This is a genomic window from Streptomyces sp. HP-A2021 (assembly GCF_022807935.1).
GTDB classification, from domain to species: Bacteria; Actinomycetota; Actinomycetes; order Streptomycetales; family Streptomycetaceae; genus Streptomyces; species Streptomyces afghaniensis.
Genome location: NZ_CP094344.1, coordinates 9,145,652 through 9,167,578, shown reverse-complemented (window position 1 = coordinate 9,167,578; position 21,927 = coordinate 9,145,652). Strand labels below are relative to the sequence as shown.

Annotated in this window: 18 protein-coding genes and 1 pseudogene; 7 read left to right on the top strand and 12 right to left on the bottom strand. The window is 71.6% G+C overall.

All coding sequences use genetic code 11. The features are described 5' to 3' along the window. Window positions 1-3: 3 nt before the first annotated feature. Window positions 4-2,424, top strand: coding sequence for a SpoIIE family protein phosphatase (locus MQE23_RS41245; protein ID WP_243381876.1), 2,421 nt, complete (start codon window positions 4-6; stop codon window positions 2,422-2,424). 114 nt (window positions 2,425-2,538) lie between these two features. Next, window positions 2,539-3,423 (top strand): Gfo/Idh/MocA family oxidoreductase, encoded by an 885-nt coding sequence (locus tag MQE23_RS41240; RefSeq protein WP_243381875.1) that lies wholly within the window; start codon window positions 2,539-2,541, stop codon window positions 3,421-3,423. A gap of 19 nt (window positions 3,424-3,442) precedes the next feature. Here the strand turns inward: MQE23_RS41240 and MQE23_RS41235 are convergent, their stop codons facing one another. After that, a complete protein-coding gene (locus MQE23_RS41235) occupies window positions 3,443-4,330 on the bottom strand; it encodes a GNAT family N-acetyltransferase (RefSeq protein ID WP_243381873.1) in 888 nt (295 codons plus the stop codon). Between the two features lie 170 nt (window positions 4,331-4,500). Between MQE23_RS41235 and MQE23_RS41230 the strand changes: the two are divergent. The 3 genes and pseudogenes from MQE23_RS41230 to MQE23_RS41220 all read left to right on the top strand — a co-directional run. Then, window positions 4,501-4,650 (top strand): annotated as a pseudogene (locus tag MQE23_RS41230) (beta-1,3-glucanase family protein); the annotation flags it as partial. A gap of 70 nt (window positions 4,651-4,720) precedes the next feature. Beyond that, complete coding sequence (locus tag MQE23_RS41225) at window positions 4,721-5,842, top strand: PP2C family protein-serine/threonine phosphatase (RefSeq protein ID WP_243381871.1); 1,122 nt, start codon at window positions 4,721-4,723, stop codon at window positions 5,840-5,842. Between the two features lie 148 nt (window positions 5,843-5,990). Continuing rightward, a complete protein-coding gene (locus MQE23_RS41220; RefSeq protein WP_020273660.1) occupies window positions 5,991-6,197 on the top strand; it encodes a hypothetical protein in 207 nt (68 codons plus the stop codon). 16 nt (window positions 6,198-6,213) lie between these two features. Here the strand turns inward: MQE23_RS41220 and MQE23_RS41215 are convergent, their stop codons facing one another. The 6 genes from MQE23_RS41215 to MQE23_RS41190 form a co-directional block, all read right to left on the bottom strand. Next, window positions 6,214-6,705 carry a DUF5709 domain-containing protein gene (locus MQE23_RS41215; RefSeq protein ID WP_037670172.1) on the bottom strand — a complete coding sequence of 164 codons (492 nt, stop codon included), beginning with the start codon at window positions 6,703-6,705 and terminating at the stop codon, window positions 6,214-6,216. Window positions 6,706-6,796: 91 nt separating this feature from the next. Then, the gene (locus tag MQE23_RS41210) at window positions 6,797-7,951 is read right to left on the bottom strand and encodes a HoxN/HupN/NixA family nickel/cobalt transporter (RefSeq protein WP_243381869.1); all 1,155 of its coding nucleotides are present in this window, start codon (window positions 7,949-7,951) and stop codon (window positions 6,797-6,799) included. A gap of 171 nt (window positions 7,952-8,122) precedes the next feature. After that, window positions 8,123-8,971: a proteasome subunit beta gene (gene prcB / locus MQE23_RS41205; RefSeq protein ID WP_020273663.1), complete on the bottom strand. Its 849-nt coding sequence runs from the start codon at window positions 8,969-8,971 to the stop codon at window positions 8,123-8,125. A 78-nt stretch (window positions 8,972-9,049) separates the two neighbouring features. After that, on the bottom strand, window positions 9,050-10,546 hold the full coding sequence (locus tag MQE23_RS41200) for a hypothetical protein (RefSeq protein ID WP_020273664.1): 1,497 nt from the start codon (window positions 10,544-10,546) through the stop codon (window positions 9,050-9,052). 161 nt (window positions 10,547-10,707) lie between these two features. Then, window positions 10,708-13,062: a glycosyl hydrolase family 65 protein gene (locus MQE23_RS41195; RefSeq protein ID WP_020273665.1), complete on the bottom strand. Its 2,355-nt coding sequence runs from the start codon at window positions 13,060-13,062 to the stop codon at window positions 10,708-10,710. After that, window positions 13,059-13,796 carry a beta-phosphoglucomutase family hydrolase gene (locus MQE23_RS41190; protein WP_020273666.1) on the bottom strand — a complete coding sequence of 246 codons (738 nt, stop codon included), beginning with the start codon at window positions 13,794-13,796 and terminating at the stop codon, window positions 13,059-13,061. Before MQE23_RS41190 ends, MQE23_RS41195 begins: the two co-directional genes overlap by 4 nt. Window positions 13,797-13,872: 76 nt before the next feature. Here MQE23_RS41190 and MQE23_RS41185 point away from each other — a divergent pair, with 76 nt between their 5' ends. Together MQE23_RS41185 and MQE23_RS41180 are read left to right on the top strand one after the other, a co-directional pair. Continuing rightward, window positions 13,873-14,526 carry a nucleoside/nucleotide kinase family protein gene (locus MQE23_RS41185; protein WP_020273667.1) on the top strand — a complete coding sequence of 218 codons (654 nt, stop codon included), beginning with the start codon at window positions 13,873-13,875 and terminating at the stop codon, window positions 14,524-14,526. A gap of 110 nt (window positions 14,527-14,636) precedes the next feature. Continuing rightward, the gene (locus tag MQE23_RS41180) at window positions 14,637-15,146 is read left to right on the top strand and encodes a GNAT family N-acetyltransferase (protein WP_037670176.1); all 510 of its coding nucleotides are present in this window, start codon (window positions 14,637-14,639) and stop codon (window positions 15,144-15,146) included. A gap of 44 nt (window positions 15,147-15,190) precedes the next feature. Here the strand turns inward: MQE23_RS41180 and MQE23_RS41175 are convergent, their stop codons facing one another. The 5 genes from MQE23_RS41175 to MQE23_RS41155 all read right to left on the bottom strand — a co-directional run bounded on the left by MQE23_RS41175 (window position 15,191) and on the right by MQE23_RS41155 (window position 21,710). Further along, entirely contained in the window at window positions 15,191-17,035 is a 1,845-nt protein-coding gene (locus tag MQE23_RS41175; protein WP_243381867.1) for a hypothetical protein, read from the bottom strand. Window positions 17,036-17,062: 27 nt separating this feature from the next. After that, window positions 17,063-17,965 (bottom strand): carbohydrate ABC transporter permease, encoded by a 903-nt coding sequence (locus tag MQE23_RS41170; RefSeq protein ID WP_020273670.1) that lies wholly within the window; start codon window positions 17,963-17,965, stop codon window positions 17,063-17,065. Further along, the gene (locus tag MQE23_RS41165; protein ID WP_020273671.1) at window positions 17,962-18,873 is read right to left on the bottom strand and encodes a sugar ABC transporter permease; all 912 of its coding nucleotides are present in this window, start codon (window positions 18,871-18,873) and stop codon (window positions 17,962-17,964) included. The genes MQE23_RS41170 and MQE23_RS41165 overlap by 4 nt, the downstream gene beginning before the upstream one ends. Window positions 18,874-18,997: 124 nt before the next feature. Continuing rightward, window positions 18,998-20,320, bottom strand: a complete 1,323-nt coding sequence (locus tag MQE23_RS41160) for an extracellular solute-binding protein (protein ID WP_243381866.1) — start codon at window positions 20,318-20,320, stop codon at window positions 18,998-19,000. Window positions 20,321-20,594: 274 nt separating this feature from the next. Beyond that, window positions 20,595-21,710: an ROK family protein gene (locus MQE23_RS41155; RefSeq protein ID WP_243381864.1), complete on the bottom strand. Its 1,116-nt coding sequence runs from the start codon at window positions 21,708-21,710 to the stop codon at window positions 20,595-20,597. Window positions 21,711-21,927 lie beyond the last annotated feature (217 nt).

Sequence of the window (21,927 nt, the reverse complement as noted above, 5' to 3'; positions counted from 1 at the left end):
GTCATGACCGGATCCGTGTCCGCCTCGGACGGCGGCCCGAGCGCCGGGTCGCAGGAACGTTTCGACGGTGCGGCGACGGCCAGGGTCGTCGTCAATGACCTCGGCGTCGTGACCGCGTGGAACGAGGGGGCGCGGCGGCTGCTCGGTTACCGGGCCCCCGAGGTGGTCGGCCGGAAGGCGGCCGCGCTTCTCGCGGACGCCGCTCCGGCCGACGTGCTGGACTCACTGGCCGGTCTGCGGAGGTGGAGCGGGACGGCAACGCTGCTGCACCGGGACGGCCACCGCATCACCGTCGGGCTGCTGGCCCATCACCGGACGGGCGACGGAGACGACTGGCTGCTGGTGTCACCGGTGACGCGACCGGAACCGACGCCTGAGGACGATGCGTTCGTGCGGCGCAGTTTCACCCAGGCTCCCTACGCCATGGCTCTGTACGACACCGGACCGCGGCTGCGGTGGGCGAACGCGGACATGGAACGTGTGCTGGGCCTGTCCGAGCAGGAGATGCGCGGCCTGCGGGTGACGGAGATCGTCCTCGACCCGGAGAGCGAACGGACCGAGCAGGGCATGCGAACCGCGCTGGAGACCGGGTGTCTGCAGGAGCTCGGAGCCGCGCTGCACCTCGCCGGTCATGAGCGGGAGAGCGTGTGGTCGGTGTCCCTCGTCCCCGTACGGGGCTCCGACGGCCGGGTCGAAGGTGTCCTGCTGTCGGCACACGACGTGACGGAGCAGCACCTCGCACGGCAGCGACTGGTCCTGGTCAACGACGCCAGCGTGCGGATCGGCAGCACCCTCGACCTGCCCCGTACCGCCCAGGAACTCGCCGACGTGGCCGTCCCGCGGTTCGCGGACTTCGTCACGGTCGATCTTCTGCCGGTGATCGAGGGGGGCGAGGATCCGCCGGAGGGTTCTCCGCACGGCCCTGTGATGCTGCGCCGGGTCGCCTGTCAGTCGGTGCTGGAGGGCTGCCCCGAAGCCGTGGTGCCGTTCGGGACGGTAACGCCCTACCCGGAGGGCTCCACCGCGGCGGAGTGCCTGGCCGCCGGGCGGCCGCTCATCGAGCACATCACGCCCGCCGCCCTGGAGGATCTGGACCGGACGGCCCCGGACCGGGCCGAACGCATGCGGCGCTTCGGGTTCCACTCGGTGCTGGCGGTACCCATGCGCGCGCGTGGCCTCACGTTGGGCGTTGCCACGTTCTCCCGCCATCGCCGGCCCCAGCGCTTCCAGCAGGACGACCTGTTGCTGGGCCAGGAGATCACCGCTCGCGCCGCCGTGTGCATCGACAACGCCCGGCGGTACACCCGCGAGCGCGACACCTCCCTCACGCTGCAGAGCAGCCTGCTGCCGCAACGTCTCCCCGAGCAGGCGGCTCTCGATGTCGCCTCCCGCTATAAGCCCGCCAGCGCCCGGGCCGGTGTCGGCGGCGACTGGTTCGACGTCATTCCGCTCTCCGGCGCCCGGGTCGCTCTGGTCGTCGGCGACGTCGTGGGTCACGGCATCCAGGCCTCGGCGACCATGGGGCGGCTGCGCACCGCCGTACGCACGCTGGCCGATGTCGACCTTCCCCCCGACGAGTTGCTGACCCACCTCGACGACCTGGTCAACCATGCTGCCGGCGGCGGCGACACCACGGCCCCGCTCAACGGTGACATCGGCGCCACCTGTCTGTACGCCGTCTACGACCCCGTCTCGCGCCACTGCACGATCGCCCGCGCGGGCCACCCCGGGCCGGCCCTTGTGGCACCTGACGGCACTGTCGAGTTCCTCGAGGTTCCGGCAGGCCCTCCCCTCGGCCTGGGCGGCCTGCCCTTCGAGTCGACCGAGCTGGAACTGGCCGAAGGAAGCCTCCTCGTCCTCTTCACGGACGGGCTCGTCGAGATCCGCGGCCGCGACATCGACGAAGGTGTCGCCGCCATGCGCGAGGTGCTGCGGCGGCCGGCTCAGGATCTGGAGGCCGTGTGCGATGCCCTGTTGCGCACCCTGCTCCCGGATCGCCCCTCCGATGACGTGGCGCTCCTCGTGGCCCGCACCCGGGCCCTCGACGCCTCGCACGTGGCGACCTGGCCGGTGTCGCCGGACCCCGCCGCAGTCGCGGAGGTGCGCAAGGCCGCCTGCCGGCAACTGTCCGAGTGGGGCTTGGACGATGCCGTGTTCGTCACCGAGTTGGTCGTCAGCGAACTGGTCACCAACGCCATCCGGTACGGACGGCCTCCCATCGAGCTCAGACTGATCTACGAACGCACCCTCATCTGCGAAGTGTCCGACGGCAGCAGTACCGCGCCCCACCTGCGTCGGGCTCACACCTTCGACGAAGGTGGACGCGGGCTGCTCCTGGTCGCTCAGCTCACCCAGGGCTGGGGATCCCGTCAGATGACCGACGGCAAGACCATTTGGGCTGAGCAGTCCCTTCCCGGCGACTGAGGTGGGTAGGGGCCCGGACTCCCCTGCGACCGGTTCCGTATGACACGCTCTTCGGCGAGCGGGCGGCCGGGGAACGGCCGTCGGCTATTCAGGGCACCGTGGAGAGGCGGCGGCATGCGCATAGGACTGCTCGGCACCGGCCCCTGGGCGCAGATGGCCCACGCACCCGCCCTGAGCGGGCACCGCGAACTCGACTTCGCCGGGGTGTGGGGACGCCGTCCCGAGGCTGCGAAGGAGCTGGCGGAGCGGCACGGTGTCCGGGCGTACGACGACGTGGACGCGCTGTTCGCCGACGTGGACGCGGTCGCCGTGGCGCTGCCTCCCGAGGTGCAGGCCGGGCTCGCCGCTCGGGCGGCACGGGCCGGGTGTCATCTGCTCCTCGACAAGCCCCTGGCGGCGACGGTGGAGCAGGGGCGGGCGGTGGTCGAGGCCGTCGAGGAGGCCTCGGTCGCCTCCGTCGTGTTCTTCACGGCCCGCTTCCAGCCCGAGCCGGAGGCGTGGATCACCGAGCAGGCGGCAGTGCCGGGCTGGTTCACGGGGCGGGCGCAGTGGCTCGGGGCGGTGTTCAGCAGCGAGAGCCCCTTCGCCACGCCGTGGCGGCGGGAGAAGGGCGCCCTGTGGGACGTCGGGCCGCACGCCCTGTCCGTCCTGCTGCCGGTGCTCGGCGATGTGCAGCGCGTGACGGCGGCCGCGTACGGCCCCGGGGACACGGCCCATGTCGTCCTCGACCACACCGGCGGCGCGTCGAGCACCCTCACTCTGAGTCTGACGGCACCGCCCGCCGCGTCCGGTGCCGCCGTGGAACTCCTCGGGGAGGCCGGGGTCGCGGTCCTGCCGGAGGGCTCCGACGGAGCGGTCCCCGCGCTGATGCGGGCCGCGGACGCCCTGCTCGCCGCCGCCCGGACGGGCCGTCCGCACGCGTGTGACGCGGCGTTCGGCCTGCGGGTCACGGAGATCCTGTCGGCGGCCGACGACCTGCTGAACGGCGACGTGCGTTAGTCCTGGAAAACGGCCAGGTTTACGCCGGTGCGAAGTTGAGGCGTTCCCTGACCACCGGGAAACCGGCCTTGGTGAAGTTCGCGGCCATGGGGAAGTTGCCCCGGTCCGTGGCGGCCGCGACGAACTCGGCGCCCCGCTCCGCCAGGAAGTGGGTGCACTCGGCCAGCAGGTCGTAGGCGTAGCCGCGGCCCCGCTGTTCGGGCAGGACTCCGATGAAGCCGATGCACGGGCCCGACGGGTTGTGGGCCGGGACGTGGATGCCGACCGGTTCGCCCTGGGGTGTGGCGGCGACCTGCCACCACTCGCGGGGCGACGGGCACCAGTGGAAGAAGTCGAGTTCCTCCTGGGCCGCCTGGTCGAGACCGCCCTGCTCGACGGCTTTGAGCGCGTGGGTGTCCAGCGTGGCGGAGTGGATGCGGCGCAGCGCGTCGAAGAACACGGCGTCGTCCGGTTCGGCGCGGAACACCAGGCGCCCGGGCCGCTCGGGCAGACCATGGTCGGGCGTCCACCGGTACAACAGGCGCTCCACCAGGAGGTCATAGCCGGCCTTGCGTGCGGCGGCGACCCGAGTCTCGGCCGCGGCGTGCAGGGCCGGGTCGTCGCGCCAGCCCGCGGGCAGGTTCAGTTCCAGTTCCACCTGCCAGGGGGCGGAGCGCAGGAGGGCCGCGCCCGCTTCCTCCTCGCCCTCCGCCACGTCGAACCAGTTGAGGTTGACGGGCTCGGTGTCGTCGGGGCCGCCCCACCAGGCGCCGCGGGCAACGACCCTGCCGTCGCGCAGGGCCACCCGCTTCCAGTCGGGGCGGTGCCGGGTCAGCCGGTGGCCCTCACGGGCGCCCAGCGGATCGGGCAGGGTGTCGAAGAGATCGGCGTCGCTCGCGTCGAGCGCTCGGATGACCACATCGGTCACGGAATTCCTCCGGGATGCATGCTGCGGAGCGCCGTCGCTCTCCGACGCGCCCCAAGTGGCTCTCAAGAGCCGGTTAAGCGATCAACGCTGTCCCCAAGTGGCGACTTCAGCAAGGGATTTCCGCCTGACGGACGGGTTGGCGAGGACATGGCCCCTCCGAACCATCCATCACACGGATCACCAACCACTACGCCAAGGCCATGCACGCGGCCGCGCAGGACGGCACGGCGTACGGCTTCGCCTTCGACGACATGGCCGACTTCGCCTCGTACATCCAGGACACCGCGCCGACGGGGCTGCGGCTGGCGCTCACGCCGTTCCAGCGGGCGCGCACGCCCCTCCGGCGGGGCCTGGAGTGCGGCGCCCGGTGGGGCGTAGCAGCGTGGTGGTGTGAGCAGTGTGCACGCCCGGCTGCCGCGCCGGGACAGGGGCCGGGACCTGGACCGACGGGGCTGGCTGCGCGGCGCGCCGCCGCCGGTGTGGGCGCGGGTGCTGCCGTCCGTGCTCCTGGCGGGCGTCTGCACGGCTGAGCTGATCAGTCCGGAGCCGCTCGACATCGGCTTCCTGCTGGGTGCGATCCCGCCGCTGGCCGTGCTGGCGCACGGGCCGGTCGTGACTGCGGTGCTCGGTGCGCTGGCGGTGGTCGTGCTGACGGTCCCGGTCTTCCGTCTGAACGACCCCGGCAGCACCGATGTGCTGACCGTGTGCTTCGTCGCGGTGCTGAGCGTGCTGCTGTCGTACGTGCGCAGCAGGCGTGACGCGCAGCTGGTCACCGAGCGGGCCGTCGCCGAGGCCGCGCAGCGGGCCGTGGTGCCGCCGCTGCCGGAGCGGGTCGGGCCGGTGCGGTGCGCGGGGCTGTACCGGGCGGCGCAGAGCGGGACGCTGGTCGGGGGTGACTTCTTCGACGTACGTGCGGGCCCCTACGGCGTACGGGCGGTCATGGGCGATGTGCAGGGGCACGGGCTGTCGGCGGTGGCGACGGTCGCGTCGCTGCTGGGGGCGTTCCGGGAGGCGGTGCTGGACCAGCCGGAGCCGGAGGCGGTGGCGGCCCGGCTCGACCGGAGGCTGGCGGTGGACTCCGCGGGCGAGCCGAATGCCGAGCTGTTCGCGACGGCTGTGCTGCTGGACTTCTCCCCCGACGCGGGTGTGGTGCGGATCGTGGCGTGCGGGCAGTCCGGGCCGTTGCTGTTGCGGGACGGGCGGGTCGTCGAGCTGGACGTCGAGCCGTGCACGCCGCTGGGGCTGGGTCTCGCCGAGATCACTGCGCCGAGGGTCGTGTCGGTACCGGTGCGGGCCGGTGACCGGCTGTTCCTCGCGTCCGACGGTGTCACCGAGGCCAGGGACGCGGGCGGGGTCTTCTATCCCCTGGCCGACCGGCTGCCGGGCCTCGCCGACGAGGATCCGGCCGAGCTGGCCGAGCGGGTGTGGACCGACCTCGTCCGGTACTGCCCCGATGTGCGGGACGACGTCACGATGCTCGTGCTGGCACCCCGTCCGCGGGACGGGCCCTGACGGCGGCCCGCGGCGGGCCGAGCTCGGGTTCCGGTGCCGGGGGCGGGCTCTCCGGATGCACTCCGGGCTCTCACGTTGAATGGTGGTCTCGGACCCGTTTTTCAGCACCGGGGCCGCACCAGCGATCCGGACCCTAGGAGCAGAGAACATGTCGACTTCACAGCCCGCCGCGTCCCGGCCGCCCGAGGACCGCACCACCCCGGACCGCCTGCTCCACGCCCGCACCGGCACCGACGTGTCGCCGGAGGACCTCGTCCTCGCCTCGGGCAAGGACCTCACCCCGCGCACCCTGGAATGGGCCAGGCGCAAGCTGGCCGCGGAGGGCCCGGCCGCGCTGGAGAAGCTGCTGCCGTAGCCCCCCCGGCCGGGGGTCACGCCCTGTCGTCGTCCTCCGGGAGGGCGCTGTCGTCCTCGACCACGTGCACCGCCGCCTCCTCCGCACCGGCCGCACCCCCGTCGATGCCGATGTCCGTCGCGACGGTCTCCTTCGTCGTGTCCGGGTGGGCGCCCTCGTCCGGGGCGACCAGGCGGCCCGCACGGGCGGTGCCCGCCTCGGGGTCGACCGGCTCGCCGTCGCTGTCGGGGGTGTCGCCCACGCCGTCCCCCGCAGGCTCGGCGGACACGTCGGGGACCTCCTGGGAGAGGCGGTCGTCGAGCGTCTCGCCCTCGTGCTGCTCGGCGGCGGTCGTGCCGCGCTTGGTGACGCCGAGCGGCTTCTCCGGCGGGGAGTAGCCCTCGTCGAGGGTGTCGTCGTAGGTCCGTTCGTCGACGGCGTCCTGGAGGTCCAGAGGCGCGGCGTCCTCCTGCTCCTCGTTGCTCCCGGTGGGCTGGTACGCGTCGTCCGCCATCGGCTCGGGGCGCATCGGTTCCGTGCCCATCACTTCTGCCTCCCTGTCGCGCTGCGTCGACTCGTTCGTCTCATGTGCCCGTTCCGCGTTTCCCGTTACGCGGGCTCTAACCTTCCCGCCCCGTCCGGGCCAGGCCACCCGTCCACTTGTCCTCGATGCGCCCGAGCCTCCACACCAGCAGCGCGACGACCCAGGTGGCCACGAACAGCGCCACGACGACGTACCCCAGGACGTTGAGGTCGAGGCCGGAGACCCAGTTCCAGAAGGGCCCGTGCAGCCCGAGCTGCTCCACGAGCAGACCGAGGAGTTCGACGGTCCCGATGAGCAGGGCCACGGCGACGGACAGGCCGGTGATCGTGAGGTTGTAGTAGACCTTGCGGACCGGCTCGGAGAAGGCCCAGCCGTAGGCGAAGTTCATGAACGAGCCGTCGATGGTGTCGAGGAGGCACATCCCGGCGGCGAAGAGGACGGGCAGGCACAGGATCGCGTACCAGGGCAGACCGGACGCGGCGCCGGAGCCGGCCAGCACCAGCAGGGCGATCTCGGTGGCGGTGTCGAAGCCGAGGCCGAAGAGGAGGCCCAGCGGGTACATCTGGCCGGGCTTGGAGACCGACTTCATGACACGGCCCAGGAGCCGGGTCATGAAGCCGCGGTTGTTCAGCTGTTCCTCCAGGGCGGCCTCGTCGTAGCGGCCCGAGCGCATGCCGCGGAACACCTTCCAGATGCCGGCGAGGATGACGAGGTTGACGGCCGCGATGAGGTAGAGGAACGTCCCGGAGACGGTCGTGCCGATCAGGCCGGTGACGTCGTGCAGCGAGGAGCCGTCGTCTCGGACCGGTCCGGCCAGGGTCTTCACGCCGAGGGTGAGCAGGAAGGCGAGGGCGAAGACGACGCTGGAGTGGCCGAGGGAGAACCAGAAGCCGACCGACAGCGGCCGCTGCCCCTCGCCCATCAGCTTGCGGGTGGTGTTGTCGATGGCGGCGATGTGGTCGGCGTCGAAGGCGTGCCGCATGCCGAGCGTGTACGCGGTGACGCCGATGCCGACGCCGAAGGTCTGCGTGCCGATGGCGCGGTGCTCGGGGGCGACGATCGCGACGAGGGTGAACCAGCCGATCACGTGCAGGGCCACGATGACGGCGGCCATCCCCCCGACCCTGGTCCACTCCTGCCGCGTCATGGAGGTGCGGACGCGGTGCCGGGCCGTGCGCTGGGCCGCAGCCGGGGCGGGGAGGGGCGGAGTGGACTCAGGGGCGGCCGTCATCGGGAGGATGGTCTTTCTGTCGGACGGACGGCTGCGGGGAACAGCCTCGCGCCATCCTCCGGTACCTGCAATCCATGTGCAGTAAAGGCCGCGACAGGTCTTGTCCATGGAACCGAAAACTCCGGCGGGACCGCAGGCTCCGTCGAGCCGGGCACCCCGCGGCCGGGGACGTCACACCGCGGCGTTCGGTCCGTCCGGCCGGCCGCGGCGCTGCTCGACCATCTCGCGGCTGAGCTCCTCCGTCTCCGTCTCCGGCAGCCGCTCGAAGCCGTCCTCGGTGATGACGGACACGACGGGATAGATGCGGCGGGTGAGGTCCGGGCCGCCGGTCGCGGAGTCGTCGTCGGCCGCGTCGTAGAGCGCCTGGAGCGCGGCCAGGGCGGCCTCGCGCCGGGCCATGCCGGGACGGAACAGCTTCTTCAACGCGCCCCGGGCGTACGGCGATCCGGATCCCTCGGCGTGGAAGCCGAACTTCTCGTAGCGGCCGCCGGCGACGTCGAAGCCGAAGATGCGGCCACGCCCGCCTTCGGGAGCCGCGGGGTCGTAGCCGGCGAGCAGCGGGACGACGGCGAGGCCCTGCATGGCCTGGCCCAGATTGCCCCGGATCATCGTGGCCAGCCGGGTCGCCTTCGCGGCGAGGGTCATGGGGATGCCCTCGACCTTCTCGAAGTGCGTCAGCTCGACCTGGTAGAGCTTGACCAGGTCGAGCGCGAGCCCGACGGAACCGGCGAAGGCCACGGCCGTGTGGTCGTCGGCGGGGTGCACCTTCTCCAGGTCCCGCTGGGCGATCAGGTTGCCCATCGTCGCCCGCCGGTCGCCCGCGATCAGCACCCCGTCGCCGAAGGTGAGGGCCAGCACGGTCGTACCGTGCGGGGCGCCCTCGGCGCGGACGCCGTCCGGGAGGATCCGGCGGGTGCCCAGCAGTTCCGGACGGTGGGCCGCCAGGAACTCGGTGAAGGACGAGGAGCCCGGTGTGAAGAACTCCTCCCCCAGCCGGCCCTCGTGGTCGATCCCCGTCATGGCGTTCCCCCCTCGTCCGCGACGCTCGTCTCCCGACTCCTACCTGCACCAGGCGGGCGGGAAACGCGAGTTGATGCCTCAGTGGCCGCTGTTCCCCGGCGCCGGCGGTGCGACGCGGACGTCCAGATCCGAGATCCGGTGGACGGGCCAGGCGCGGGCGTAGCGGGGCGGGGTGCCGCCGGCCGGTGCGATGTGGGCGACCGGGAGACGGTCCGCGGTGCGCACGATGTCCGCCACCGTGGTGTTCTCGTTGTGGCCGGCCGTCGCGCCCGAGGAGCAGCCGGTGTAGTAGCCGATCGGGATGGCCTCGTGGCCGGTGAGCAGGCAGGGCGGGCGGACGCCGAGGCGGTGCAGTTCTCCGGCGGTGCGGTCCCAGTCGCGGCGGCTCTCGGTGTTGCGGGAGACGGCGCCTTCCAGGACGGCGATCTGCGCCGCCAGATGGCCGGCCAGGCCGAGCGCGACCAGGGTGGCGGCCACCGGCCGCCACTTCCGGCCCGGGGTCCTGACGAGGTGCCACAGGGCGTCGGCGACCGGGATGGCGAGCAGCGCGTAGGCCGGCTGGAGGAAGCGGGGAGCCGCGTAGCCGATCATGAACAGGTACGGCAGTGCGGCCGTGGCGGCGCAGGCCAGGGGGATCAGGGTCCGTCCCAGGCGCCGGGCCCGGGCCGCGACGAGCAGGCCGAGTCCGGCCAGGACGGGCAGGGCGAACCACCAGACGGTGACCAGGGGGTTGGGCATCGGCACGGTGCACGGCCGGCACAGGGCGCGTCCGCCCAGGCTGCGCAGTTGGTCGTCGACGGCGATCTGCCAGCCCAGTCCGCCCTGGATGCGGGAGGCGTCCGACAGCCGCTGTCCGAGACCGCCGTGGCCGAGGTAGGCCTCGATCACCCACTCGACGGCGCCGGCCGCGAGGCCTGCCGCGAGCGCGAGGAGCAGTCGCCAGTGGCGGCGGACCAGGGTGAGGACGAGCAGCGGCACGGTCACCCAGACCGCGTCGGTGGGCCGCATCCACGCCATGAGGGCGGCGCCCGCCGCGATGCCCCACAGTGCCGCCCGGGCGGAGGGCTGCGCCCGGGCCCGCAGGAAGCAGCCCACAGTGATCAGGGCGCCGATCGCGACCCAGTAGTTGGGCATCGCCTGCGGACCGTAGAAGAGGGTCACCCACAGGGAGGCGAAGAGGGCACCGCCGGCGGCCAGGACCCGGGTCGGGAACAGGCCGCGCCAGGCGCGCAGGGCCAGGTAGAGGGCGAGGCCGGACAGCAGGGCGAGGTAGACGCGCAGCAGCGGCGTGGACGACGACCAGGACGCGATCGGCGCCACGAGCAGGGAGACGCCCCGGGAGCGCGGCGCGCTGAAGAAGGCCGCCGGGGTGTGGGAGGTGACCTGGCTGACGTAGACGATCTCGTCCCAGCCGAGGCCGAGGACGGGCCGGACGAGGACGAGTTGCGCGACGGTGAAGACGGCGGCCACCGCGGCGAGCGGTCCGTCGACGCGGATCCTGCGGCGGGTGCCCGACGCGGCCGTCTGTGCGCGTCTTCGTCTGCGAACGAGAATGGCGTTCGCTCCGTCGGACATCGTCCACCCCTTACCCCTACTACGCGCGTAGGGCCGCTGCGACCTCCAGGGCCCGCGGGCCGAAGACGGAGGTCCGATGATCGGAAAACATGGTCAAGCTAACCCGCGGGGTGGGGACGTGCAGACCGGAATTCGGCCAAGTGCCTGACGCGATCTGGAGGTCAGCGGGTGTTCGGGGAGCGGTGCGGTGGCTGATTCAGGGCCGGACGCCGGGGCTCCGGGGGAACCGGGCGGGTGACGGGGGCGTCCTCACGCACCGTCACCTCCGTGCCGTGATGGCGGATCGTCAGGGGCGGGCCCGAGCGCAGGGTGTACGTGGCCTGACCGGCGGTCAGCTCCACTCGCAGGCACCGGCCGAGGAACCCGACCGAGAAGGCCAGCCGGCTGTACCTCTCGGGCAGGCGCGGCGTGAACCGCAGGCTGCCGTCGGCGCACCGCATACCGCCGAACCCGGCGACCAGCGCCATCCAGGTGCCGGCCAGCGAGGCGATGTGCAGTCCGTCGCGGGTGTTGTGCTCCAGGTCCCCGAGGTCCATCAGCGCGGCCTCGGCCGTGTAGGCGCAGGCCAGGTCCAGATGGCCGGTCCGGGCGGCCATGACGGCCTGGACGCAGGCCGACAGGGAGGAGTCCCGTACGGTCAGCGGCTCGTAGTAGGCGAAGTTGCGGGCGATCTGCTCCTCGTCGGAGTACTCCTCGAAGAAGCTGCCGCAGGTGTACATCGCCAGCACCAGGTCCGCCTGCTTGATCACCTGCTTGCGGTACAGGTCGAAGTACGGGAAGTGCAGCATCAGCGGGTACTGGTCCGGGCCGGTGCGGTCGAAGTCCCAGCGCTGGTAGCGGGTGAAACCGGCGTGTTGTTCGTGCACGCCGAGTTCGTCGTTGTAGGGGACGTGCACGGCCTCGGCGGCGTCCCGCCAGGCGGCCCGCTCCTCCTCGTCGGCGCCGAGCCGGGCCGCCTCGTCGGGGTGGCGTTTGCAGGCGTCGGCGGCGGCCAGCAGGTTCGCCCGGGCCATGAGGTTGGTGTACGTGTTGTCGTCGGCGATCGCACTGTACTCGTCCGGTCCGGTGACGCCGTCGATGTGGAAGACGCCCCGGTCGTCGTGGTGGCCGAGGGAGCGCCACAGGCGGGCGGTCTCCACCAGCAGCTCCACGCCGACCTCGCGCTCGAACTCCTCGTCGCCGGTGGCCGCCACGTACCGCGCCACGGCGTCCGCGATGTCGGCGCCGACGTGGAAGGCGGCCGTGCCGGCCGGCCAGTACGCGGAGCCCTCCGAGCCCTCGATGGTGCGCCAGGGGAACGCGGCGCCGCGCAGGCCGAGCTGGGCCGCGCGCTCCCGGGCGGCGGGCAGGGTGTCCAGGCGCCAGCGCAGGGCCTCGGCGGCCGCGGCCGGCGCGGTGTAGGTCAGCAGCGGCAGCACGAACGCCTCGGTGTCCCAGAAGGCGTGGCCGTCGTAGCCGGAGCCGGTGAGTCCCTTGGCGGGGATGGCGCGCTGTTCGGCGCGGGCGCCGGCCTGCAGGACGTGGAAGAGGGCGAAGCGGACGGCCTGCTGGATCTCCTCGTCGCCGTCGACCTCGACGTCGGCGCGCCCCCAGAAGTCGTCGAGGTAGGCCCGCTGGTCCTTCAGGAGCCCCCACCAGCCGCTCTGCGCGGCCGCCGCCAGGGCCGCCTCGACCTGGTCGCTCATCGCGGGCCGGGAGCGCGCGCTGGACCAGCCGTGCGCGACGAGCTTCTCCACCCGCAGCCGTTCCCCCGGTTCCAGGACGGAGGTGATGGTCAGCCGGGCCACGTCCACATTGCTCTCGCTGCTGGTGGTGGTCCGTTCCGGGCCGGTGACGAGGTGGTCGGCGGCCACGGCGACCCTGAGGCCGCTGCGCCGGGTGCGGTGGACCAGGCGCAGCCTGCTGCCCGAGGCGAGGTCCTCCTCCGGTTCCAGCGGCGACTTCAGCGCCCGTGCGGCGCGCGGGTCGCCGTCCGGCTCGGGCAGGCTCTCATTGGCGACGAGCTCCGACTGCACGACCACGCGGGTACGGCTGTCGACGGGCTCCACCTCGTACGCCACGGCGGCGATCGCCCGCTGGGTCAGGGACACCAGCCGCGTGGAGCGCACCCGGATCGTCGAGCCGGCCGGGGAGGTCCACTCGCAGACCCGTTCCAGCACGCCGCGCCGCAGGTCCAGGGTCCGCTCGTGGGTGACGAGCCGCCCGTAGCGCAGGTCGAACGGCTCGTCGTCGACCAGGAGGCGCAGCACCTTGCCGTTGGTGACGTTGATGGACGTCTGGCCGGACTCCGGGTAGCCGTATCCGGCCTCGGCGTAGGGCAGCGGGTGCAGTTCGTGGACGCCGTTGAGGTAGGAGCCGGGCAGGCCGTGCGGTTCGCCCTCGTCGAGGTTGCCGCGCCAGCCGACGTGGCCGTTGGACAGGGCGAACACGGACTCGCTCTGGGCCAGGACGTCGAGGTTGAGCTCCGTCTCGCGCACCGTCCAGGGTTCGACGTTGTACGCCCGCTGTGTGATCACTCCGTGCCCCCCAGTTCGGCGAGGTCCTTCACCACGACGTCGGCGCCGTGTGCGTACAGCGCGTCGGTCTGTCCCACCCGGTCGACGCCGACGACGTACCCGAACCGGCCCGCGCGGCCCGCGTCCATGCCGGCCAGGGCGTCCTCGAAGACGGCGGCCTCGGCCGGTTCGATGCCGAGGTCCTCGGCGGCGGCCAGGAACGTGTCGGGGTGCGGCTTGCCGGGCAGTTTGCGCTCGGCGGCGACCACGCCGTCGATGCGTACGTCGAAGAAGTGCTCGGCGCCGATCGAGCGCAGCACGTCCCGGCAGTTGGCGCTGGAGGAGACGATCGCGGTGCTCAGTCCATGGGCGCGGACCGCCTCCAGGTAGCGCAGGGTGCCGTCGTAGGCCTCGACGCCGTCGGTGCGGATCTTCTCCAGGACCAGCTCGTTCTTGCGGTTGCCCAGTCCGTGCACGGTCTGCGCGCCGGGTGGGTCGTCCGGGTCGCCGTCGGGCAGGTCGATGCCGCGGGACGCGAGGAAGGTGCGCACGCCGTCAGCGCGTGGCCGGCCGTCGACGTACTCGTCGTAGTCGGACGCGTCGAACGGCCGGAAGTCCGCGCCGTCGCGCTCGCGCAGGAACGCGTCGAACATCTCCTTCCAGGCGGCCGCGTGCACGACGGCCGTCTTGGTGACGACACCGTCGAGGTCGAAGAGGCAGGCGTGGATGTCTTCGGGAAGACCGAGCTGCGTCATACAGGTCCGGTTCCCCGGCCGGCGATGTCCAGTGAGTGGCGCACGCCACACTCGGCGGGGTGACAGACTCTGCTGTGTGCCGCTCACCTTCGACGACCTCGTCCGCCGCGCCCGAACTCTGCCCCGGGGCGGCCGGCGCGCGCTCCTCGGTATCGCCGGCAGCCCCGGTGCGGGCAAGTCGACGCTCGCCGAGCGGCTGGTGCGGGAACTGAACGGACCCGGTGACCCGTGGGTGGCGCACGTCCCCATGGACGGCTTCCATCTGGCCGACGCCGAACTGGAGCGGCTCGGCCGCCGCGACCGCAAGGGCGCGCCCGACACGTTCGACGCGGCCGGGTACGCGGCGCTGCTGCGACGGCTGCGGGAGGAGACGCACGACGTCGTGTACGCGCCCGGCTTCGAACGTGTCCTGGAGCAGCCGGTCGCGGGGGCGATCCCGGTGCCGCCGACGGCCCGGCTCGTGGTGACCGAGGGGAACTACCTGCTGCTGGAGACCGGCGCCTGGGCCCGGGTCCGCCCCGAGCTCGACGAGGTGTGGTTCTGCGAACTCCCCGAGCCGGAGCGGCTGCGGCGACTTGTCGCCCGGCACGAGGAGTTCGGCAAGGACCACGAGGAGGCCGTGGCGTGGGTGCTGCGCTCGGACCAGCGCAACGCCGAACTGGTCGAGACGACCCGGGCGCGGGCCGACCTGGTGGTGCCGGAGTCGGCACTGCCGCGGGTGCGGGCGTGAACACTGCCCACGGCCTCCCCTGGCCGTCCGAGGGGCGAGCAGCGGCCCGGAGTCACCGGTGCCCGGAAACCCGATTCCCGGCCGCGTCGCGATGAGGCATGATCGGTCGCATGATCAGGTCCGCCACTGTGAACGACGTCCCCGAGATCCGGGCCATGATCCGCGAACTCGCCGCCTACGAACGGGCCGCCGAGCAGGCCCGGGCCTCCGAGGAGCAGCTGCGTGAGGCGCTGTTCGGTGAGCACCCGGCCGCCCACGCGCTGATCGCCGAGGACGACGGCACGGGTGAGGCCGTGGGCTACGCCCTGTGGTTCCCGCGCTTCTCGACCTGGACGGGCACGCGCGGCATGCACCTGGAAGACCTCTACGTACGGCCGCGGGCGCGCGGCGCGGGACACGGGAAGGCTCTCCTCGCCGCCCTGGCCGCGACCTGCCGGCGGAGCGGCTACGACCGCTTCGAGTGGTGGGTCCTGGCCTGGAACACACCGACGATCGACTTCTACAAATCGCTCGGGGTGGAACTCATGGAGGAGTGGAAGGTGTGCCGGCTCAGCGGTGAGCCCCTCAGTGAACTCGCCGCTCAGGCACCGGACGTCGGGCGCCCCGCCCCCGACGCGTAGCAGGCCCACCTCGTCCGTCCGGTGACCTTCCGAAGGAACCGCTCTCAGGCGTCCGTTCCGCAGGACAGCGTCAGCTCCGGTTCGGCGTTCGCGTCGCCCGCCACCTCGCCGATCACCGCCGTGAACGCCTCGGTGCGGACCGCGAGAGCCGTGCCCTCACGCTCGAACGCCGGTGTGAACTCGTCGTCGCCCTGGCCGTAGCGGACCGCGAAGACGTGCAGGTCCTCGGGTGCGCCGGGGGCCGGTCCGGCCTCCAGGGCGGTCGAGGCGACCAGGTGGCGCCAGCCCTCGTCGGGGTTGCCGTAGCCGCGCGGGTCGAGGGCCAGGGCGAAGGCGGCCTGCTCCTGGGTGGTGTCCGTGCGGGCGTCGAAGTGGTGCGGGTCGTCCGGGCCCGGGTGGGTCAGCCGCAGAGTGCCCGCCGACGTCACCCGGGGCTCGGCGGTCCTGCGCACCCGGTCGCCGTCGTCGGCGGCGTACGGCAGGCCGGCCAGCAGGTACGGCACGCCCGGGAGCCGTTCCACGGCGACCGTGGTCCACAGGCTCGTGCCGTCGGTGACGTACAGGGACCGGACGTGCCGCAGGACGTGGTCGCGGCCGACGACCGGCTTGGTGACCAGTTTCGCCGCCAGTCCGTCGGCGGTGACGTCCCGGACGCGGACCTCGCCCATCGGGCGGGTCAGCAGGAAGCCGTCGGTCACCGGTCCGAAGCCGTGCTGGCGGTTGACGGCGGCCGGCAGGTAGTAGGTGCCCGCGGCCTCGACCAGTGCGGGCGTCATCCGGTCGTCGAACGCCACCGACACCGTACCCGCGCGCAGTTGGTGCCGGGCCGGAGCCGTGGACGGGGCACGGTGCCAGGGCGTGGTGTCCTGGATCTGCCAGACCAGCATCCACGCGAAGTGGCCGTCGACGCCGCCGTCCGCCTTGACCGCGTGCCGGGCCCAGCGGCTGTCGCCCCGGTAGCGGCCCAGGTCGGAGCCGATGCGGGCGCTGAAGTAGCGCAGGCCCAGCACCGACTCGAAGGCGGAGTGCTGCTCGCTGTAGCGGGGGCCGCCGTTGTCGAAGCCGCCGTTCGTCAGCCGGGCGTCGATGTAGCGGGCGAGCGCGTCGCCGTCCTCGGCGAAGACCTGCGCGCCGCTGACCCGGTGGGCCTGGGCGAGGAAGGACAGGGAGATCGGGCCGTAGTTGTTGTCGTAGGCGCCGCCGTGCTCGGGCGGCAGGAGCGCGCCGCGGTCACGGACACGGTGGGCGCGGATCTCGTCCTCGTACAGCCGCAGGGCCTCCCGGCGGACCGGGTCGCCCTCGGCGGGCGGCAGGTGCCGGGCCAGCATCAGGCCGCCGACGATGCAGCCGATCGCCTGGTTGCCGGCCTCCTGCGGGTTGAAGAACGTGGCTTCCGTGAGCCAGCGCCAGTAGCCGTGCGCCACTTCGAGGAGCCGGGCGCGCTGTGCGTCGTCGACGAGGCCCTCCGCCGCGTCCAGGACGTTGACCGCCTGGAGCAGCGCCCACACCGTGCTCGGCCAGTCACCGATGGGGTGCGCTCCTGCCGCCAGGGTGTAACGGGCATACGGCAGGCCGGAGTTGCGCACCCGGAGGTTGGGGTAGCCCGGGTTGTCCTCGGTGTAGACCCGCTCGTCCAGGTGGAAGGCGAGACTGCGGCGAACCGCGTCGGGCAGCCGCGGGTCCTTGCCCCGCTGCCAGGCGAGGGCCAGCAGCGAGGTGACGCCGAGGGACGTGTCGCCGATGTCGTCGACGCAGTCCGGGTGCTCGAGGTTGCCCTCCGGCGTCATGCGGGCCAGGGCCTGCTCGGTGACGTCGGCGAGGACGGCGTCGTACGCCTCCGGGGTGTCGGGGAGGTCGTGCAACGGGCCGCGCTGGTGAGGGAGGTGCACGGGTGGATCAGCCCTTCATGCCTGGGGTCAGTCCTTCAGTCCGGCATTGATGTCGGCGCCCATGACGTAACGCTGGAAGACCAGGAAGATGGCGATCAGAGGGATCATGGAGATGACCGATGCGCCGAGCAGTACCGACCAGTTGATGTTCTGCGCCCCGACGATGCTCTGGATACCGATCTGCACGGTGAACTTGTTGGGGTCGTTCAGCATCAGGAGCGGCCAGATGTAGTCGTTCCACCGCCACTGGAAGGACAGGATGGCGAGGGTCAGCATGATGGGCCGGGAGAGCGGCACCATGATCCGCAGGAAGATCGACAGTTCGCGGGCGCCGTCGATGCGTGCGGCTTCCACGAGTTCGTCGGGAACCGTCAGGAAGAACTGGCGGAACATGAAGCATCCGGTCGCGGTGAGGACGGCCGGGAGGATGATGCCGGCGAACGAGTTGTAGAGGCCGAGGTCACGGACCACGAGGAACTCCGGGGCGAGCATGACCTCGGACGGCAGCATCGTGGTGGCCAGGATGCAGAGGAAGAAGACCTTGAGCCACCTGTTGTCGTACTTGGCCAGCGCGTACCCGGTGCAGCAGCTGACACCCACCGTGAGGATCGTCGTGATCACGCACACGATGGTCGTGTTGATGAAGTACTGGGAGAAGTTGGCGCTGTTCCACGCTGCCTTGAAACCCGACAGGGTGGGGTCGTGCGGAACCAGCGTCAGCGGATAGGAGAACAGGTCGCCGGCCGGCTTGAGGGAGCTGAGGATGAACCACAGCACCGGCAGCCCGTAGAGGCAGGCCAGGAGCCACAGCAGTGTCGTCGCGGACACCGCCTGCCGGAGCCCACCGGTGGCCGCGCCGCGGGGTCGCTTCTTGGAGACGGGCCGTCCGGATCCGGCGTCGACCGGGCGTGGCATGTCTGTGGTTGTCATCGGTTCTCCACCCGCCGGTTGACGATCAGCTGGATGATCGCGACGGCCATCAGGATGAGCATGAGCACGAATGACGCGGCGCTCGCGTAGCCGATCTGGCCCCGTTTGAAGCCGGTCTCATAGATGTACTGGACCATCAGGTTGTTCGACGTTCCGGGTCCGCCGTTGTTGAGGGCGACGAACACCGGGTATTCCTTCATCGCGTTGATCGTGTTGAGCAGGATGACGATGAACGAGGTGGGCGCGATGCTCGGCAGCGTGATGTGGAAGAACTGGCGCCACGGACCGGCGCCGTCGAGCGAGGCCGCCTCGTAGTACGACACCGGTACGTTCTTGATCGCCGCGATGAACAGCAGCATCGAGAAGCCCGTCCAGGCCCAGGACGCCGCCATCACCACCACCAGCAGCGACAGGTCGGCGTTCGACTGCCAGGGCACGGCGCTCCCGCCGAGCTCGTGGATGAGGTAGTTGACCAGTCCGAAGTTCTCACCGAACAGCCACCGCCACAGGACACCCACGACGATGGGCGACAGCAGCCACGGGATGAAGAAGATGACGCGGGCGACCGAGGCGCCCTTGGCGTGCCTGCTCACCACCATGTTGGCGATGAGCAGCGAGAACGCGAAGTTCAGCGGGACGAAGAGCACGGCGTACAGCAGCGTCCGGGTCAGCGCGTCGTAGAAGGTGGAGTCCCCGAACAGGTTCTGGTAGTTGTCCAGTCCGACGAACTGGAACACCCCTACGCCCGTGTAGTTCGTGAACGAGTAGACGAGCCCGATCACCGCAGGCCAGACGAAGAACAGCGCGAAGAGCACGACATTGGCCGCGATGAGCACGAGCGGCGCGAGGGTGTACTTGCTGCGTCTCCTGGGCGGGCTCGCGGACACGTCCGGGGCGCGTTTGGTCATCTTCCTGACTCCGTGCTGGTGGAATGGGTTCCTGTGGGCTCAGGCCACGAGCCCGGCATCACGCGGGGCCCCGAGGCCGGGCGGCGGTGTCTCGACCCCGCCGCCCGGGCTTGCCGGGCTGCGCTCAGCCGCCGACCTGCTGGTTGTAGACGTCCACGATGTTGTCCAGCGCCTTGTCGACCGACTGCTGGCCGTTGATCGCCTTGCCGAGCTCCGTCTTGGTCGGGTCTTCGGGGAGGCTCTTGCCCTTCAGCACCCACTTCGTCTGCGCGGTGTTGAAGTAGCCGGAGATCGGGGCGTAGAGCGGGATCGACTCGTTGTACAGCTTGAACGCCGCCTGCGCCGCCTCGGACTTGAAGGGGTACTTCGGGTTCAGGCCGCTCTCGACCGGCAGGAAGCCGGACGTCTCGCACAGCTCCTGGTAGTGCGCCGGCTCGTACAGCCAGGTCAGGAACTTCGTCGCGGCGTCGGCCGCGGCGGCGTTGTTGTTGAAGCCCACCGTCATGCCGCCGCTGTTGACGTCGCTGGCCTGCACCGGCTCGGCGGGAGTCGGGACGCTCGCCCAGTCGAACTTCTTGATGCTCTCCGCGAAGGCGGGCACCTGCCACACGCCGGACCAGTAGGCGACCACGTCACCGCTCTGGAACATGGCCGACGGGTCGGCGCCGCTGGTCCACACCGACTTCGGCATGGTCTTGTCGTCGTTCAGCCCGACGAAGCGCTTCACGGCCTTCCTGGTCGCGGCGTCCACGGAGAACTTGCCGGAGGAGTCCGCGTGGACGTACTTGCCTCCGAGCTCGTACACCATGGCGCGGAGCCGGGACGGCGACTGGTCGAAGGTCAGGGAGTACTTGGCACCGGTCTTCTCCCGGACCTTGTCCGCCGCCTTGATGAATTCGGTCCAGGTCCAGGTCTTCTGGGGCGAGGTCGGGAAGGAGACACCGGCCTTCTTGAACAGCGTCTTGTTGATGAACATGCCGGACGCGGTGACGTCCGAGGGGATGGACAGCACCTTCCCGGACGAGTCCTTGGCGAGGAAGTTGGGGTTGATCTTGTTGCTCTTCTTGTTGGCGATGGACCTGAGGTCGATCAGCTTGTTCGCCCAGATCGGGTCCAGCGCCGGCACGGCCGCCACGTCGGGCAGGGAGTTCGCCTGCGCGGCGTTGTGCAGCTTCGTCGGGTACCCGTCGTAGGGGATGTTGACGAGGTTGATCTTGACGCCGGTTTCCTTCTTGTACTGCGCCACCATCTTCTTCCAGCCCGCGTCCTGCCCCGGAACGGTGGAGATCCAGAACGTCAGCGACTTGGAGGTCCCGCCCGAGTCGGACCCCGACCCGCAGGCGGAGAGCAGAAGGGCACCTGCCGTGGCCACGGCAGCGAGGGGAACCACGCGGCGTATGCCGCCGCGGCCGAGTCGGCGGGAGCGCCGCACACCCACACTGGTCATCTTCGATCCCTTTTCGTCGTAGCGGAGGAAGCACGGCGCCAGCCGAGGCGGCACGGGTGCAGTTTGCGGGAAAATTCGCTTTCCGGGGGCACGGCCTCGCCCGGCCGCGACGCCTTGACGGGTGGGGTCCCCGGCCATGACGGCCGGCGTCGCACAAGCACGCCCTCGTGCGGCTGCCGTACTTCTCGTACGGGCGGGAGGCTCACCCGGAGTCGGCGTCCCGGCCGACTCAGAAAGCGCTTGTCCGGACATTGGCAGACCGATGGCGCAGCCGTCAATGCTTCGCCCGCACAGCTCCGGTCACGGTTTGAATTCCATGGGCGACCGCGAGCCTGCTGGCGCCCGCCACCGTGCCGGTGTCACCCACCACGCTGCTGACCACCTCGGTGGGCCAGCTCAGCCGGGCCAGCTCGGCCCGTACCCCGGGCAGGAGCTGCGGATCCGCTCCGGTACCGCCGCCCAGGACGATCAGCCCGGGGTCCAATACGGCGGCGACGGCGGCGGCTAGCCGGCCCACGTCGGCGGCGTGCGAGGCGACCACGGCACCGGCCGTGGCATGCCCCTGCCCGGCGAGGGCGAGGAGCCGCTCGGCGGTGCGCGGGCGAGGACCGTCGGTCTCCTGCCACGCCTCGGCCGCCCGGCGCAGCAGGGTGCGCGAGCCCATGCGCCGCTCCAGGCCCTCGTGGCGCGGTGCGTGGTCGTCGTCCCACGGGTAGGGCAGCCGGGCCACCTCACCGGCGGCGCCGTTCGCGCCGCGCAGCACCCGGCCGCCGATGACGACGGCGAGACCGATGCCGACGCCGATGCGCAGGTAGCCGAAGGTGTCCCGGCCGACGGCGGCGCCCTCGTGGAGCTCGGCGAGGGCGGCGCAGTTGACGTTGTTCTCCAGGTGGACGGGGACACCCTCGGGCAGGGCGACGGCCATGGCGTCGAAGACGGGGCCGGCCTTGGCGGTCGCGGGGCGCTCCCCGGCGCGGTCCCGGGTAGGGACGTCACCGACGGCGACGACGACGGCCCGCAGCGGGGCCCCGGCGGGCAGGGCGTCGAGGACCTTGCGGACGGTGTCGGCCGCGTCCCGGCGGGAGCCCGTGCCCTCGGCGAGCAGGGTGCCGTCCAGGGCGCAGCCGCGCACCCGGGTCACGGCGGGTCCCAGGTCGACCGCGAGCACGGCACCGGCGGCCGGTCCGAGACGGTAGATCGCGGCGCTGCGGCCGGTGCCGCCGGAGGCCCTGCCGGAGTGGGCGGCGAGCTCGACGGCTTCGAGCTCGGCCACGGCGGAGGAGACGGTCGGCTTGGAAAGGCCCGCACCGGCCGCCAGCTGGGGGCGGGTGGCCGTGCCCGTCCCGGCCAGTACGTCGAACACCACACGGGCACTCTCGCTCAGGTGCATGGTCTCCCCAGGTCGTGCTGCGGCCGTGAAAGGCGGCGGCAGGGGTCGCGCGGCATCGGGATTCCGTGCCTCTTGACGCGCACCCTACTTCGTTAGTTAACTTCCTAACGAACTTCACGGTACTCGCCTGCCGTGTTCCGCAGAAGCCCGTCCCGGGGCTTCCCTACCTCTTCAACTGCCGTGGTCCGACGGGCGGTTCGCCTGCCGTCGTCGTGAC

Excerpts from the sequence above, each read along its gene's own strand:
- MQE23_RS41155 (WP_243381864.1), bottom strand. The coding sequence starts at position 21,710 with ATGCACCTGAGCGAGAGTGCCCGTGTGGTGTTCGACGTACTGGCCGGG.
- MQE23_RS41170 (WP_020273670.1), bottom strand. The coding sequence starts at position 17,965 with ATGACAACCACAGACATGCCACGCCCGGTCGACGCCGGATCCGGACGG.
- MQE23_RS41215 (WP_037670172.1), bottom strand. The coding sequence starts at position 6,705 with ATGCGCCCCGAGCCGATGGCGGACGACGCGTACCAGCCCACCGGGAGC.
- MQE23_RS41165 (WP_020273671.1), bottom strand. The coding sequence starts at position 18,873 with ATGACCAAACGCGCCCCGGACGTGTCCGCGAGCCCGCCCAGGAGACGC.
- MQE23_RS41180 (WP_037670176.1), top strand. The coding sequence starts at position 14,637 with ATGATCAGGTCCGCCACTGTGAACGACGTCCCCGAGATCCGGGCCATG.
- MQE23_RS41190 (WP_020273666.1), bottom strand. The coding sequence starts at position 13,796 with ATGACGCAGCTCGGTCTTCCCGAAGACATCCACGCCTGCCTCTTCGAC.
- prcB (WP_020273663.1), bottom strand. The coding sequence starts at position 8,971 with ATGACGGGGATCGACCACGAGGGCCGGCTGGGGGAGGAGTTCTTCACA.
- MQE23_RS41210 (WP_243381869.1), bottom strand. The coding sequence starts at position 7,951 with ATGACGGCCGCCCCTGAGTCCACTCCGCCCCTCCCCGCCCCGGCTGCG.
- MQE23_RS41220 (WP_020273660.1), top strand. The coding sequence starts at position 5,991 with ATGTCGACTTCACAGCCCGCCGCGTCCCGGCCGCCCGAGGACCGCACC.
- MQE23_RS41200 (WP_020273664.1), bottom strand. The coding sequence starts at position 10,546 with ATGTCCGACGGAGCGAACGCCATTCTCGTTCGCAGACGAAGACGCGCA.
- MQE23_RS41245 (WP_243381876.1), top strand. The coding sequence starts at position 4 with ATGACCGGATCCGTGTCCGCCTCGGACGGCGGCCCGAGCGCCGGGTCG.
- MQE23_RS41240 (WP_243381875.1), top strand. The coding sequence starts at position 2,539 with ATGCGCATAGGACTGCTCGGCACCGGCCCCTGGGCGCAGATGGCCCAC.
- MQE23_RS41160 (WP_243381866.1), bottom strand. The coding sequence starts at position 20,320 with ATGACCAGTGTGGGTGTGCGGCGCTCCCGCCGACTCGGCCGCGGCGGC.